Source organism: Frankia nepalensis, assembly GCF_016786325.1.
Classification (GTDB): Bacteria; Actinomycetota; Actinomycetes; order Frankiales; family Frankiaceae; genus Pseudofrankia; species Pseudofrankia nepalensis.
Genome location: NZ_JADWYU010000122.1, coordinates 1 through 13,474 on the forward strand (window position 1 = coordinate 1; position 13,474 = coordinate 13,474).

A 13,474-nucleotide genomic window follows, 5' to 3' on the forward strand; every position below is an offset into this window, starting at 1 on the left:
ATACACGGGGCTCTACCGGACCAGGAACCACCACGAAAATCGATCACGAAAAGATCGCAACCAGATACACGCCCTAGGGCGCGTCCCACGGGACGTGCCCAGGTGGATCAGGTGATCGAGACGCCGCCGTCGACCGTGAGGACCTGGCCGGTGACGTAGCCGCCGGCGTCGCTGACCAGGAAGAGCAGCGCGGCGGCCAGTTCCTCGGGGTCGCCCGTGCGGCCCAGCAGCCGCCTGGGCGCCTGCCGCTCGAGGTACTCGGGCGGGTACTGGTCGGTCATCTCGGTGGCGAAGAAGCCGGGAGCCAGCGCGTTCACCCGGATGCCCTTGCGGGTGCCCCACTGCTGGGCCAGATCCCTGGTCAGGCCGAAGAGGCCCGACTTGCTCGCGGAGTAAGCCGCCTGCGGCAGGCCCGCCGTGGTGATCCCCAGAACGCTGGAGATGTTGACGATGCTGCTGCCGGGCTTCATCACCCGTCCGCAGGCCTGCGCCATCCAGTAGCAGCCGTTCAGGTTGAGGTCGACGACGGAGCGGAACTGCTCCGGGGTCTCGCGGGTCGCCGGCACGGCGCTGCCGATGCCGGCGTTGTTCACCAGAATGTCCACCCGGCCGAACTCGTCCATCGCGGCCGTCACGAGCGCCTGGCAGTCGGCCGGTTCGGTGACGTCGGTGCGTACCGCGACGGCCCGCCTTCCGACCTTCTCCACCAGCGCCCTGGTGTCCTCGAGCTTCTCGACGCGGCGCGCGCCGAGCGCGACGTCCGCGCCGGCCTCGGCGAGCGCCTTGGCGAAGGCGACACCGAGGCCGGAGGACGCCCCGGTGACGACGGCCACCCGGCCGTCCAGACGGAACCGGTCCAGCACGGACACGCGGTTACCCCCTCATCCGGAAGTTGCTAGGTGAAACCAATACTCGTGGATCCGGCGGCCACGCGCCCCGCTGACGACCGACGGCCGGGTTCTGGTGCCGCCTCAGCGAAGGTTTGCCCGCGCCGTGGTCCGGTGCCGTGGTCCGGTGCCGGTGCCGGTGCCGGTGCCGGTGAAGTGTCCGCGGTAGCGCGGTCCCTGGCTCGCGTTCTGGCGGACACTTCGAGCCGCCACTCACGGGACGGGTGGTCAGCGGCCGGGCGAACGTCGCTGGGTACGGCACTAGCCATCGTGGCCGTCCGGCGCCAGGCCGCGCCGGACCGCGCCAGGACGCGCCAGGACGCGCCAGGCTGCCTCGGGTCGCGTCGGGCCGCGTCAGGCCGCGCCGGACCGAGCCAGGCCGAGCCAGGCTGCCTCGGATCGCGTCGGGCCGCGTCGGGCCGCGTTCGGGTCGCGGCCAGGCCGCGCCGGGCCGCCTCGGGCCGCGCCAAGCCGCCTCGGGCCGCGTTGGACCGGGGCCGGGGTGGCCCATCTAACGGTGGGAACCCGTGGCAGGCCGCTGAGCCGGGCGTCCGCGGTGGTAGGCAGGAAAGCATGGACCTTCGGATCTTTGTGGAGCCACAGCAGGGCAATACCTACGCCCAGCAACTCGGCGTCGCGCGGGCCGCCGAGGAAGGCGGATTCGACGCCTTCTTCCGCTCCGACCACTACGCGCGGATCGGTGGTGGCGATCCCGGCCCGGGGCCGACTGACTCCTGGGTGACGCTGGGAGGCCTCGCCCTCCAGACCACCCGCATCCGGCTGGGCACACTGCTGACCAGCGCCACGTTCCGCTATCCCGGTCCGCTGGCGATCGCGGTCGCGCAGGTCGACGAGATGAGCGGGGGGCGGGTCGAGCTCGGCCTCGGCGCCGGCTGGTACGAGGCCGAGCACACCGGCTACGGCCTGCCGTTCCCGTCCCTCGGCGAGCGGTTCGACCGGCTCACGGAGCAGCTCGACATCATCACCGGGCTGTGGACGACGCCGGCGGGTGAGACGTTCAGCTACCAGGGCCGCCACTACCAGCTCGCCGACAGCCCGGCGCTGCCCAAGCCGACGCAGCGCCCCCGGCCGCCGGTCATCATCGGCGGGTTCGGCCCGGTGCGCACCCCGCGGCTGGCGGCGACGTACGGCGACGAGTACAACGCCGCGTTCCAGCCGCTCGCGGAGGCCGCCAGGCTGTTCGACCAGACGAGGAAGGCCTGCGAGGAGCTCGGCCGCGACCCGGACAGCCTGAAGCTGTCGGTCGCGCTGACGGTGTGCTGCGGGCGGGACGAGGCCGAGCTCGCGCGCCGCGCCGAGGCGGCCTGGCAGCCGCTGGCGACGCTGCGGGAGGCCGGTCTGGCCGGCACGCCCAGCGAGATCGTGGACAGGATCGGGGCCTATGCCAAGATCGGTGCGGACCGGATCTACCTGCAGGTCCTCGACATGGACGACCTCGACCACGTCGCCCTGCTCGCGGCGGAGGTCCTCCCGCACGTGTGAGCCCGGGCGGGCTCACGGCGCGGGCCGCCGTGCAGCGGGCCGCCGTGCAGCGGGCCGCCGTGCAGCGGGCCGCCGTGAATCGGGCCGCCGTGAATCGGACCGCCGTGAATCGGACAGCTGTGAATCGGACCGCCGCGGCGTGGGTCATCGCGGCCCGGGGGGTGTCGCGGCGTGCGTCGTCGCGGCCCTGGTCGTCGTGACCTGGGCCGCCCCGGCGCGGGCGGGCCTACGCGCCGCCGCTGCCGCCGCCGGCGTCGTGCCGGCGGCGGGTCAGCGGCCGGTGGGCGGGCGGAACATGACTAAGAGGGTGGGATTGCGGCGGGCATAACGGACCGCCGCGCGCGAGGCCGAGCCGGCCGCCCAGACCAGCGACCACTCCACCGGGACGAGGCTGACCACGCCGGCGACCCGCTCGTACAGGTCGTCCTGCACGGCCCGCTCCGCCGTGTGCGAGGCCTGCGCGACGCCGTCCATGCCGAACGCGCAGTACATGCCGGACGTCCAGCGGGCGAACCTCGCCCAGCGGTCGCGCTCGGCGATGACCACCAGCCTGGATCCGGTTTTCGCGGCGAGCTCGGCCGCGAGCAGGATGTCCGCCAGCTCCGCGGCGTCGCCCGCGCGCAAGCCGACGATCACACTGCTCCCGGTCTCGACCTTGGTCGAGACCGATCGATCTTGGGCCTGCTCCACGGCCCCTCCTCGGGTATGCCGTACCACCGCTCTGATGCCCGATTGTGACGCACCTCATAGACAAGCGAAAGCCTTAGTGAGTTGCGTCTCGTTCCCCGCCATCTATACCCACATCCGGGCGCGGCAGCCGCCGGGTGCCGCGAGATGGCGGCCCAGGTACCAGCGGCCCGGGTACCAGCGGCCGAAGTGCCAGTGGCCCAGGTCCCGCCGGCGCGCTCCGGCCGCGGCGGCGACCCGTCGATCTCGTGACCGGGTCGAGCCTGGTCGCTGTCCGTGATGCTCGCGGGCCGCCGTCCGATCCGCTGATGACCACCGGAGGGCCGAAGCGCGATCGCCGGTCGGTGGCCACCCCCCGTGGCCGCCGGGGTCCTGGCGGTGGCGCCGGGAGTTCTGGCGCGGATCTCCTGGAGCCTGGACCGGCGCGTCACCCCTTGATCGTCAGCTGCTCGTGGATCTGGTCGCCGCGACGCGGCGTTGCCCGCGGTTCCCCAGGCGTCGGGCGATCATGACAAGGCCGGCCCGGCCTTTGCAAGATCTGCGCCAGATCTGGCGCTGGATGGCACAAGTTCTGGCCAGATCCGGTCTTCCGGCCCTTGCGTCCGCGCAATCACTGGATTCGATGTCCGCTGAATTCGCGAGAAAACTCACTCCCGAAGGGGGTTATGTCGGGGCCTCCCCGGTTGGCAGCATCTGGGCGGGCCGCTCCGGGGGGGGCGCCCTCCGCGGGCCGGCGGGCGCCGAGAGCGCGGATTTCTGGACACCCAGCCTGGAGGCGTGGTCGCGATGGCTACTGGCAGCCCTGCCCGGACGGGCCGTCCACGGCGCGACGGCCGCCGGGGGCGGCGGACGGTCGCGGTCGTGGCGGCGGTGGCGGCGCTGGCGGCCATGAGCGCCTGCGGCGGCTCGGCCGACGGCGGGTCGAGCGACCCGGGCCGGACGGTGGATCTGACCGACTTCACCCCGGGACCGGCCGAGGGCTGGGACGCCGCCGGCTTCAGCGTCGACGCGGCGTCGCTGAAGTGCTCGGGCGCGGCACCGAACCCGACCCGCGGGATCACCGACACCTCCGTCAAGGTCGGCGGGCTCGCCGACCTCACCGCCGTCGCCACCAGCTCCATGGCCGGCGCCGACGTCGGCGCCAAGGTCCGGTTCTCCCGGGCCAACGACGCCGGCGGCGTCGCCGGCCGCGCGATCGACTTCATCGGGGTGAAGGACTCAGCCCTCGACCCGGCCCGCAACGGCCAGGAGGGGCAGGCGCTGGTCGAGCAGGACCAGGTCTTCGCCGTCGTGCCGACGATGACCGTGTTCGCGAACTTCCTGGACGCGACCTGCCCCCAGAAGGTGCCGTTCTTCGGCTGGGGCATCGACACGGCGTTCTGTGACACGGCGACAGGCTTCGGCATCACGGGCTGCCTGCTCGCCGACCCGCCCAAGGTGGACGCGACCACCTGGGGCCTGGTCGCGACCTCCATCCTCGGCCCGATCGCGGAGGCCAAGACGAAGTCCGTGGCCGTCCTCGGCCTCGACACGGACGCCTCCCGCGCCGGCGTCAACGCGGTCGTCCGCGGTATCCGGCTCGCCGGCATCCCGGTGGTGTACGACAAGTCGCCGATCCCGCTGTCCGGGCTCAACGACGCGACGCCGATCATCAACGACCTGATGACCGCGAACCAGGGCCGGCCGGTCGACCTGGTCATCTTCCCGGGCGACTTCGCCTCGACGACCAAGGTCACCGAGGCCCTCCAGGCCGCCGGCTACCAGGGCGACACCCTCAACCTGGTCGGCTACGACCCACGCCTCGCCGGCTTCCCCGCCCTGGACGGCGCGCACACGCTGCTGCAGTTCGCCCAGGTCGAGGCCGACACGCCGGCGCTGAAGCAGCTCGTGGCGGACTTCGCGAAGTACGCGCCGGAGCAGCCGCTGACCCTGCCCGCGCTCGCCGGCTACTGGTCGGCCGACATGTTCGTGGCGGCGCTGGAGGCGACCGGCCGCGACCTCACCGTCGACACCTTCCTGAAGAAGCTCAACGGCGGCGATTTCAGCTACTACGTCGAGGACACCGTCCCCGAGACCCGCTGGCCGCTCAACCACGAGGCCACCCCGCCCTGCTTCGCCCTCGCCCAGCTCACGGCGGGCAAGTACCAGGTCGACACCGCCCTGACCTGCGGCAGCCTGCTGCCACAGGCGGCCGCCACCGCCAAGCCGACCGGGTGACGCTCGCCGGGCGACGCTGCGCCGCCGGCGGGTCCGCGCGCTGACGGCGCGGGACCGCCGCGGCCGCTCACGCGAGGATCGGCGTGGCGGGGTGCGTCCGACAGACCCACGGGAAGCGCTGTAGCGCGCCGCGCTCGCGCTCGCGCTCGCGCTCGCGGGCGGGGGCGGGGGCGTTCGCGGCGGCGCCGGGCCGGCACGCCCGCGCCCGTGGGCGGGCTCCGGTCGCCCGGCGGGTGAAAGGGTGCTGGGAACTTCTGCGGGAAGGCGGCGGATGAGCGAGACGGAGGCCGAAGGGGCGGCCGGGGACTCCCGTGGCCGCGCGAACCGGGGCGTGGCGGTGGTGACCGGCGGCGGCCGGGGGATCGGGGCGGTGACGGCGGTCGAGCTCGCCAGGTACGGGTGGGACGTCTGCCTGAGCTACCGCGCCGATGAGGAGGCCGCCGCCGGGGTGCTGGCCGCCTGCGAGGAGGCCGGCGGGCGGGGTGTCGCCGTGCGTGGCGATGTGGCCTCGGCCGATGACGTCACGGCGCTGTTCGCCGCGGCCGACCAGCTCGGCCCGCTGACGGTCCTGGTCAACAACGCCGGCATCGTCGACCGGCGAGCCCGGGTGGACGAGATGTCCCCCGAACGGGTGGAGCGGATGCTGGCGGTCAACGTCATCGGCTCGTTCCTCTGCGCGGGTGCTGCCGTCCGCCGCATGTCCACGAAGTACGGCGGGCGCGGCGGCGCCATCGTGAACGTCTCGTCCGTGGCGGCTCGGCTGGGTGGGGCCGGCCAATACGTCGACTACGCGGCCTCCAAGGGCGCGATCGACACGATGACCATCGGACTGGCCCGCGAGGTCGCCGCCGAGGGGATCCGGGTCAACGCGGTCCGTCCCGGCGTCATCGACACCGAGATCCACGCGAGCGGCGGCCAGCCGGACCGGGCAGCCCAGCTCGGCCCGCTGATTCCCGTCGGCCGGGCCGGCACCGCGGCGGAGGTCGCCGCGGCCATCCTGTGGTTCTGCCTGCCCGAGGCGTCCTATGCCACAGGCGCCCTCCTGGACGTCAGCGGCGGCCGCTGACCCGGCCTGGACCGGTGGGCCTGCCCGGACCGCCTGGCCTGGCCCGGCCCGGACTCCACAAGATCCTGTCAGGACAACAGGGAGGCGTAGGACAAGGGCCGGGGCGCGCCGACGCCTCCCCGGTGGGGGTAGATCGACGGGCCGTCCGAGTTCGCCGGGATTCCCGCCGGATCGGCGGCCGCGGCCTGGCCGGATCGGCGGGGCCCGGAGTCCCCGGGGTACCCGCTGGATCCGGTGTTCCCGCCGGACCGGCGACAGGTCTCCTGCCGGATCGGCGCAGCCCGGGGTTCCTGCCGGATCGGCGTAGCCCGGGGTTCCTGCCGGATCGGCGTAGCCCGGGGTTCCTGCCGGATCGGCGTAGCCGATCTGGGAGGTCTGCTGGGAGGTCTGCTGGGAGGTCTGCTGGGAGGCAAGTGAGCTGGGAGGTCCGGGAGCCGGTCTTGCGGGTCTGAAAGCCGATCCAAGAGGCCTGGAAGTCCGTAGGACAGGTCTGGAAGCCGGTCCGGCGGGCCTGGAAGCCCGTCGGGCAGGCCCGCCGCTGGGAGGCCTGACGGGAGGCCGGCGATCCGGGAGGGCCGCCAGAGGGTCGCGGCCGGGTCGCGGGCGGCGTGCGGGGCGGGCGTGCCTGAGGGGACGCCAGGCGGGACAGGCGCGTCGGGCGCCTCGGGAGCGTGGCCCGGCCCGGCGGCGGAGGCCGCCGCCGGCAGCGCGGCCAGCTGGTTCGCGGGCGGCGGGTCGATCGCCGGGAGGAGCAGGCTGACGCTGGTGCCGAGGCCGAGGGTCGACGAGATCCGCACGTCGCCCCCGGCCTGGCTGACGACGTCGCTGACCACCGCGAGGCCGAGGCCCGTGCCGGCGCCAGCCGGCTTGGTGGTGAAGAAGGGCTCGAAGACGCGGGCCCGGACCGCCGGGGTCATTCCCGTGCCGGTGTCGGTGACCCAGACGCTGACGTAGCGGCGCTGGCTGGCCTGGGCCACGGTGTCCGGCCGCGGCGCGCCGGCGTCCGGCGGGCCCGCCGCGTCCGGCGCCCCGGTGGCGTGCGCCTGGTTGGCGTGCGCGGCGTTGGCCGGGCCGGCGCCCCCCATGGGGGAGGCGGCGTCCGGCGGGCCGCCGAGGATGACGTTGCCGGTCATCAGGGCGAGGGTGCCGCCGTCCGGCATCGCGTCGCGGGCGTTCATCGCCAGGTTGATGATGGCCTGCTCCAGCCGGGCCGGATCGGCGCGAACCGGCCAGAGGGTGTCGTCCAGCTCCAGTTGGACGACGATCCGCTCGCCGAGCAGCCGGCGCAGCATCGTCACCGTCTCACGGATCACCACGTTGAGATCCACCTCGCCGGCGGCGGGCGGCCCGGGGTCCCCGGCGGCTGGGCGACAAGGTCCGTGCTGGATCCAGGGTTCCTGCTCGATCCGGGGCTCCTCCCAGATCGGCGACCCGGTCCCCGCCGGATCGGCGTAGCCCGGGGTCCCCGCCGGCTCGGCCGCCTGGTCCCCGCCGGATGGGCGAAGTCGATCTGGGAGGTCTGCCGGGAGGTGGGCGATCTGGGAGGTCTGCCGGGAGACGAGCGGTCCGGGAGGTCCGGAAGCCGGTCCGGGCAGCCGGCGGTCCGCGACGTTCGGGCGCACCGCGGCGAGCATCTGGGCGGTGAGCTCCGCCGCCCGCTCGCCGGCCCGCTGTATCTGCTCGACGTCCCGGCGCATCTCCGCCCAGTCGCCGGGAACCGCCGCGCCGGCCGGCCACGGCGAGCCCTCCCTGGCGGCGCCGGCGGGCCTGGGGGCCACCGCGGCGTCGATCGCCTCGGCGACGAACGCCGCGTAGTTCCTGATCACCGAGAGCAGGTTGTTGACGTCGTGCGCGACGGTGCCGGCGAGCAGCCCGAGGCTCGCCGGCGACTGGGCCGCGTCGGCGCCGCCCTGGGCGAGGCCGCACGCGCACGGCCCGCCTGGCGTCGGGGCCGGCGGCGGCGTGGCCGGCCCGGGGACCGTGCCGTCCTGGCGGGCCACCGGGCGGGGCTGCCGGGCGGGCACGGTGGTCTGGTCGAGCGCGGCCGCGGCGGATGGGGACGGCGCGGATGAGGGCGGGGCGGACGGGGGCAGCGAGGTCAGCTCGACGGCCACGTTGAAGGCGGAGCCGTCGCGGCGGCGGCCGACCCCGGTGAGTCCGGCGGGGACGATCGCGGCGACCGGCTGGCCGACCAGGTCGTCGTGGGCGTAGCCGAAAAGCGCGGCGGCGCGGGCGTTCACCGCGGCGATCTTGCCGTCCGCGCGGACCGCGACGGCTGGGTCAGGCATAGCCTCCAGCCAGCCGCGAGTGGCGGAATCGCCGACCTCCCAGATCGGCTCCGCCGATCCGGCAGGAACCCTGTCGCTGTTCAGCGTCACCACCCCGATGTGGTCAGGCCCTGGCACGGTTTCGCTGGGTCGGGGAGCAGCGCCAGGCTCCCGCCGGAGCGTAGCGCGCTCGCTACGCCCGAGCGCGGGCTCGCGGGTAACCTTCCGCGAAGACCGCACTACGGTGCCGAGTGGTATCCCCATGCATGCGCAGGTCATATGGTGTTTCTGGTCGAGTGACCGGGTGGAACCGTATCCAATTAACCTGAGCTACCCCAAGTCGTCCAGAGCGGCGCGGCGGAGTCGGGAGCCCGCGGGCCGCCACGCGGCGTGATCGGTGCCGGTCGGTCTAGCCGAAAATCGTGTATGCAGGCGGAAAGAACCGGACTACCAGGTCGCTGGTCCGGCCGCGCCGGCCTCTTCTGGGCAGTCACCGGAAGAAGGGTGGTGCTGGCACCACCGTGCCGGTGGGCCCACCGCCCTGTGCATCGGGTCACCAACAGGGCTGAATTAGCACCATGGAGCAGATCGGGGTTCTGCTGGCGGACGACAACCTGATCGTCCGCGCCGGAGTGCGGGCGCTGCTCGATCGGGTGCCCGGGGTGACCGTGGTCGGCGTCGCCGCCGACCGCGACGAGCTTGTCCAACTGGCCCACGACCACCGCCCACAGGTCGTGGTCACCGACATCCGCATGCCACCGACCTTCACCGACGAGGGCATCGACGCGGCCCGCGAGATCCGCGAGCATGCCCCGGGAACGGGCGTGGTGCTGCTTTCCCAGTACGACGAGCCGGAGTACGCCGTCGGCCTGCTGGCCGGCGCCGACGCGGGCGGCTGCGCCTACCTGCTCAAGGAGCGGCTCGCCGACCCGGAGCTCCTCGTCCGGGCGATCCGCGAGGTGGCGGCCGGGGCGTCGATGCTCGACCCCCAGATCGTCGCGGCGGTGCTCAGCCCCGTGCGGGACGCGGCCGACCTCACCGACGACCAGGAGCGGCTGCTGCGCGAGGTGGCCGAGGGCCGCTCGATCCGGGCCATCGCCGAGAGCCGCGGCGACACCCCGGCGGCGGTGAACGCCGCGATCGACACGACGCTGCTGCGGCTCGCCCAGGGTGCCAGCAACGGCCGGGCCGGCGCGCTGCGCCAGCTGCGCATGCTGCACGCCGCGCTGGTGCGCCGCGACCAGGAGGGCGAGGCGCTGTCCCGGCTGCTGCCGGGCGGCCTCGCCGAGAAGCTGCGGGCCGACGCCGGCGCCGGGCAGCGCACCGAGCGCCTCGTCGTCACCGTCCTGATGTCGGACATCCGGGGCTACACGACAATCGCCGAGCGGACCGACCCGATCGTGCTCGCTGGACTGCTCGACGCGCATCGCCGCGAGATGAACGCGGCGATCCTCAGCGAGGGCGGCACCGTGCTGCAATACGCCGGCGACGCCGTCATCGCCGTCTTCGGCGCTCCCAACCCCTGCGACGACCACCAGACCAGCGCGACGCGAGCCGCGGCCACGATGCACGCCCGCCAGCGCGCGCTCAACTTCCGGTGGGAGCTCGAGGGCCTCGCGCCGTTCGGGCTGGGAATCGGGGTCAGCACCGGGGAGGTCGCGGCGGCGCTGCTCGGCTCCGAGGCGCGCCGGGAGTACACCCTGGTCGGCGACACGATGAACCTGGCCGCCCGGCTGCAGGCGTTCGCCCAGCCTGGCCAGACCGTGCTGTCCGAGCCGACCGCGCTCGCGCTGCCCCCGGCGGCCGCGGCCGCGCTGATCCCGCTGCCGCCGCTGACGGTGAAGGGACGCGCGGGCGCCGTCTCGGCCTACCTGGCCGACGAGCGGGTCACCACCGCCGACGTCGCCGCCCGGTTCGGCCCGGCGCCCGTGCGGGTGCCCGCGCCGGCGGTGCCATCCGTGGCCGGGCCTGCGGGCCGCCTCGCGCCGGCCGAGCCGGTCCGGCTTCCCATTCCCGAGCCCACCCCGGCGGGCGCCGCGGCCCACGTGGTCGTCGGTGCCCGGCCGGCTGTGTCCCGACCGGCGGCGAGCAGCCACCCGTTCTCCCCGCGCCCGCGCCCGCGCGTCACGGCGTCGCTGCCCACCCGCTGCACCTGACCGAAGGTGCCCGCGGCGGCCGGCCAGCCGCCGCGGGCACACGGCTCCCGGCGGCGCCAGCCGGCCTGGAGCCGGCCGTCCGATTCCGGCTGCCGGGACGTCCGATTCGCGGCGTCCGATTTCCGGGTATCGCGGCCGTCCGGCTTCGGTCGTCCGGCTTCGGGCCGTCCGGCTCCTCGGCTGGTCGGCGTCGGGTCAGGCCAAAGGCGGGGTGGCCGCGTCGAGGTCGGTGAGGCCGAGGCGCGCCATCCGGCGGTTGTAGGCGGCCCGGCCGGCCTGCTCCAGCTCGAAGGTGCGCTGGGCGCGGTAGAGGACCCGTTCCCGGGCCTCGTCGGTGACGCAGTACCGCGCGAGCACGGTGCGGCCCAGGCGCATGTGGAACTGCTCGTCGGGCAGGATCTTGTCGATCGCGGCCGCGACGTCGGCGGGCAGCCGCGGCCTGACCGCGACCATGGCGCCCGCGGCGCCGATCTCGCCGGTGACGTTGTGCGCGGCGACCCGCTCCAGGGTGTCGGCGCCGGACGGGTACCAGTGGTCGATCCACTCCTCCCACTCCGGCTCCGGCCGCCATCCGTCGAGGGAGCGCACGCCGCGCCGGTCGAGGGCGCGCATCAGCAGCTGGTAGTGCCGCGCCTCGTCGCGCACCTGGCGGGCGAGCAGCGCGAACGCGTCGTCCTCCGGTGTGTCGGCGAGCCAGCGGCCGATGAACTCGGCCGCCCGCTTCTCGTAGTACGCCTGGAAGCAGAGCCATTCGATCAGCTCGGCGTCGCTCATCGGCCGGTTGAAGAAGGTGGCCTCGTCGTCCGGCAGCGCCGCCCTCGCCGCCTCCAGGCCGGCGACCAGCTGGTCGTAGAACTCGTTGGCGGTGGCGCCCGGCCGGCGCGCGGCGCTCGTCCTGACAGCTTCAGTCACGCTTGTGCCCTCGTTCCGCCTCATGGGGTTCCCTGCCGGGGAATGGCCGCGACCAGGGCGGTGTCGACGCCGACCGGGCCGAGCGCGGCGGCGCCGCCGGGCTCGCGCAGCGGGCTGGGCCGGCCAGGCAGCGGCTGGTAGAAGAACGCCGTCGCGTCGGCGATGTGCGCGCTGTCCGGCTCGGAGGGGTCGAGGTCGCGGTCCCAGGTGATCGCGTCGACCGGGCAGCTGCGGGCGCAGGCGCCGCAGTCGATGCACTCCTCGGGGTGGACGTAGAGCTTGCGCTCACCGGTGTAGATGCAGTCGATCGGGCAGTCGTCGACGCAGGAACGGTCCATGACGTCGACGCATGCCTCGCCGATCACGTATGCCATCGTCGTCTCGCCTTCTACCGGGACGCCTGGGTCACCGCGAAGCCAGGGAGCCGGGGCCGGGCATGCCCAGCGCGGCGGCGGTGCTGGCGGCCTCGGCGGCTGCCATGCCCGCGCGGCGGCGCGGCAGGCCGCCGTTGCCGTTGCCGTTGGCGGCCTCGGCGGCGGCGCGGGCTGCCGCGGCGCTGAACGGGCCGGTGGCCTCGATCCAGGTGCCGGCCCGCAGGCAGCCGACCGGGGCGAGCCGGCGCTCGCCGGCGACCGTCTCGAAGCCGTCGGAGAACGCGACCGGGCCCTCCTCGACGCGCAGCACGCTGACCTCGGCGGCCCGGCCGACGGCCAGGGTGCCCAACTCGTCGGAGCGGTGGATGGCGGCCGCGGAGTTCACCGTCGCCATCGCGATGACGTCCGCCAGCGAGACGCCCAACGACCAGATCTTCGACATCGTCTCGGGCAGCGAGTAGACCGGGCCGTTCTCGTTGAACAGGTTGAGGTCCGTGCTGATCGTGTGTGGGGGGTAGCCGAGGTCGAGCAGTCCTCGAGCGGAGGCGAACCGGAAGTCCGTGCCGGAGTGGCCGACGTCGAGCCGGACGCCGCGGGCGACCGCGTCCGCGAACACCGGGTGGACTCTGACGTTCGCGGCGGCCGGCGGCGCGGCCCCGCCGTCGTCGACCAGCGCGCCCGAGTGGCCGCGGAAGGCGTGCGTGACGATGTCGCCGGGGCGCAGCGCCGCCAGCGCGTCCAGGTTGGTCAGGCTCTTGGTGTACGGGTACTTGCCCAGGTGGATCATGATCGGCAGGTCGCCGGCGATGCTCTTGGCGCCCTCCAGGAACGGCGAGACCCGGTCGTCCTCGGTGGTCGTCGCCCGGACCTTGAAGCCGATGACGTAGTCCTTGTGCTCCTCGATGGTCGCCGCGGCGAGCTCCAGGTCGAGGTTGCGCGGGTCGTTGGCGATCTCCAGGCGGTGGGCGATGAAGTCCTTGGTCGCCAGGTAGAGCAGGCACGGGTCCATGAACGCGAGCACGCGGGTCCGCACGGTCGGGCTCTCGACGAAGGCGCGCGAGATGCCGAGCGTCTGCACGCCGGAGGTGCCGCCGTCGACGACGACCGGGACGGCCACCTCGACGCCGGCGCGGTCCGGGTGGACGCAGAAGTTGCCGAGACCCGGGTAGACGTGCGTGTGCAGGTCGATCAGCCCCGGGGTGACGACCAGTCCCGCGCAGTCGATCACCTCGGCTGTCCCCGCCGGGCCGGCGGAGCCCTGGGAGGTCCGGTAGGCGGCGCCGGCGTCCGGGGCGACGGCCACGATCGCGCCATCGGCGCAGACCACGTCCGCGATCGTGTCGAGTCCGGCGGCCGGGTCGATTACCCGGCCAGTCTCTTATACACAACTCCGAGCCCACGAGAC

General features: G+C 74.2%; 10 protein-coding genes. 4 read left to right on the forward strand and 6 right to left on the reverse strand.

Annotated elements, in window-relative coordinates:
• Window positions 1-107 precede the first annotated feature (107 nt).
• Window positions 108-869 (reverse strand): SDR family NAD(P)-dependent oxidoreductase, encoded by a 762-nt coding sequence (locus I6A81_RS15990; RefSeq protein ID WP_203005854.1) that lies wholly within the window; start codon window positions 867-869, stop codon window positions 108-110.
• Window positions 870-1,460: 591 nt separating this feature from the next.
• Between I6A81_RS15990 and I6A81_RS15995 the strand changes: the two genes are divergently transcribed.
• Complete coding sequence (locus I6A81_RS15995) at window positions 1,461-2,390, forward strand: LLM class F420-dependent oxidoreductase (RefSeq protein WP_203005853.1); 930 nt, start codon at window positions 1,461-1,463, stop codon at window positions 2,388-2,390.
• 270 nt (window positions 2,391-2,660) lie between these two features.
• Here I6A81_RS15995 and I6A81_RS16000 read toward each other — a convergent pair whose 3' ends face one another.
• The gene (locus I6A81_RS16000; protein WP_203005852.1) at window positions 2,661-3,080 is read right to left on the reverse strand and encodes a hypothetical protein; all 420 of its coding nucleotides are present in this window, start codon (window positions 3,078-3,080) and stop codon (window positions 2,661-2,663) included.
• A gap of 858 nt (window positions 3,081-3,938) precedes the next feature.
• On the opposite strand from I6A81_RS16000, the gene I6A81_RS16005 reads away from it, so the two are divergent.
• The gene (locus I6A81_RS16005) at window positions 3,939-5,294 is read left to right on the forward strand and encodes an ABC transporter substrate-binding protein (protein ID WP_307874699.1); all 1,356 of its coding nucleotides are present in this window, start codon (window positions 3,939-3,941) and stop codon (window positions 5,292-5,294) included.
• Between the two features lie 271 nt (window positions 5,295-5,565).
• Window positions 5,566-6,360 carry an SDR family oxidoreductase gene (locus I6A81_RS16010; RefSeq protein ID WP_203005850.1) on the forward strand — a complete coding sequence of 265 codons (795 nt, stop codon included), beginning with the start codon at window positions 5,566-5,568 and terminating at the stop codon, window positions 6,358-6,360.
• A 68-nt stretch (window positions 6,361-6,428) separates the two neighbouring features.
• Here the strand turns inward: I6A81_RS16010 and I6A81_RS16015 are convergent, their stop codons facing one another.
• On the reverse strand, window positions 6,429-8,648 hold the full coding sequence (locus I6A81_RS16015) for a sensor histidine kinase (protein ID WP_203005849.1): 2,220 nt from the start codon (window positions 8,646-8,648) through the stop codon (window positions 6,429-6,431).
• A 557-nt stretch (window positions 8,649-9,205) separates the two neighbouring features.
• Between I6A81_RS16015 and I6A81_RS16020 the strand changes: the two genes are divergently transcribed.
• On the forward strand, window positions 9,206-10,783 hold the full coding sequence (locus tag I6A81_RS16020; RefSeq protein ID WP_203005848.1) for an adenylate/guanylate cyclase domain-containing protein: 1,578 nt from the start codon (window positions 9,206-9,208) through the stop codon (window positions 10,781-10,783).
• Between the two features lie 195 nt (window positions 10,784-10,978).
• Here the strand turns inward: I6A81_RS16020 and I6A81_RS16025 are convergent, their stop codons facing one another.
• From I6A81_RS16025 to I6A81_RS16035, 3 genes are read right to left on the reverse strand one after another with little or no spacing between them, the layout of a single operon-like run.
• Window positions 10,979-11,695 (reverse strand): hypothetical protein, encoded by a 717-nt coding sequence (locus I6A81_RS16025; RefSeq protein ID WP_307874700.1) that lies wholly within the window; start codon window positions 11,693-11,695, stop codon window positions 10,979-10,981.
• A 20-nt stretch (window positions 11,696-11,715) separates the two neighbouring features.
• Window positions 11,716-12,069: a ferredoxin gene (fdxA, locus tag I6A81_RS16030; RefSeq protein WP_203005846.1), complete on the reverse strand. Its 354-nt coding sequence runs from the start codon at window positions 12,067-12,069 to the stop codon at window positions 11,716-11,718.
• A 31-nt stretch (window positions 12,070-12,100) separates the two neighbouring features.
• Window positions 12,101-13,396 carry an amidohydrolase/deacetylase family metallohydrolase gene (locus tag I6A81_RS16035; RefSeq protein WP_407661315.1) on the reverse strand — a complete coding sequence of 432 codons (1,296 nt, stop codon included), beginning with the start codon at window positions 13,394-13,396 and terminating at the stop codon, window positions 12,101-12,103.
• Between the last annotated feature and the right edge of the window lie 78 nt (window positions 13,397-13,474).

Excerpts from the sequence above, each read along its gene's own strand:
- I6A81_RS16015 (WP_203005849.1), bottom strand. The coding sequence starts at position 8,648 with ATGCCTGACCCAGCCGTCGCGGTCCGCGCGGACGGCAAGATCGCCGCG.
- I6A81_RS16020 (WP_203005848.1), top strand. The coding sequence starts at position 9,206 with ATGGAGCAGATCGGGGTTCTGCTGGCGGACGACAACCTGATCGTCCGC.
- I6A81_RS15995 (WP_203005853.1), top strand. The coding sequence starts at position 1,461 with ATGGACCTTCGGATCTTTGTGGAGCCACAGCAGGGCAATACCTACGCC.
- fdxA (WP_203005846.1), bottom strand. The coding sequence starts at position 12,069 with ATGGCATACGTGATCGGCGAGGCATGCGTCGACGTCATGGACCGTTCC.
- I6A81_RS16010 (WP_203005850.1), top strand. The coding sequence starts at position 5,566 with ATGAGCGAGACGGAGGCCGAAGGGGCGGCCGGGGACTCCCGTGGCCGC.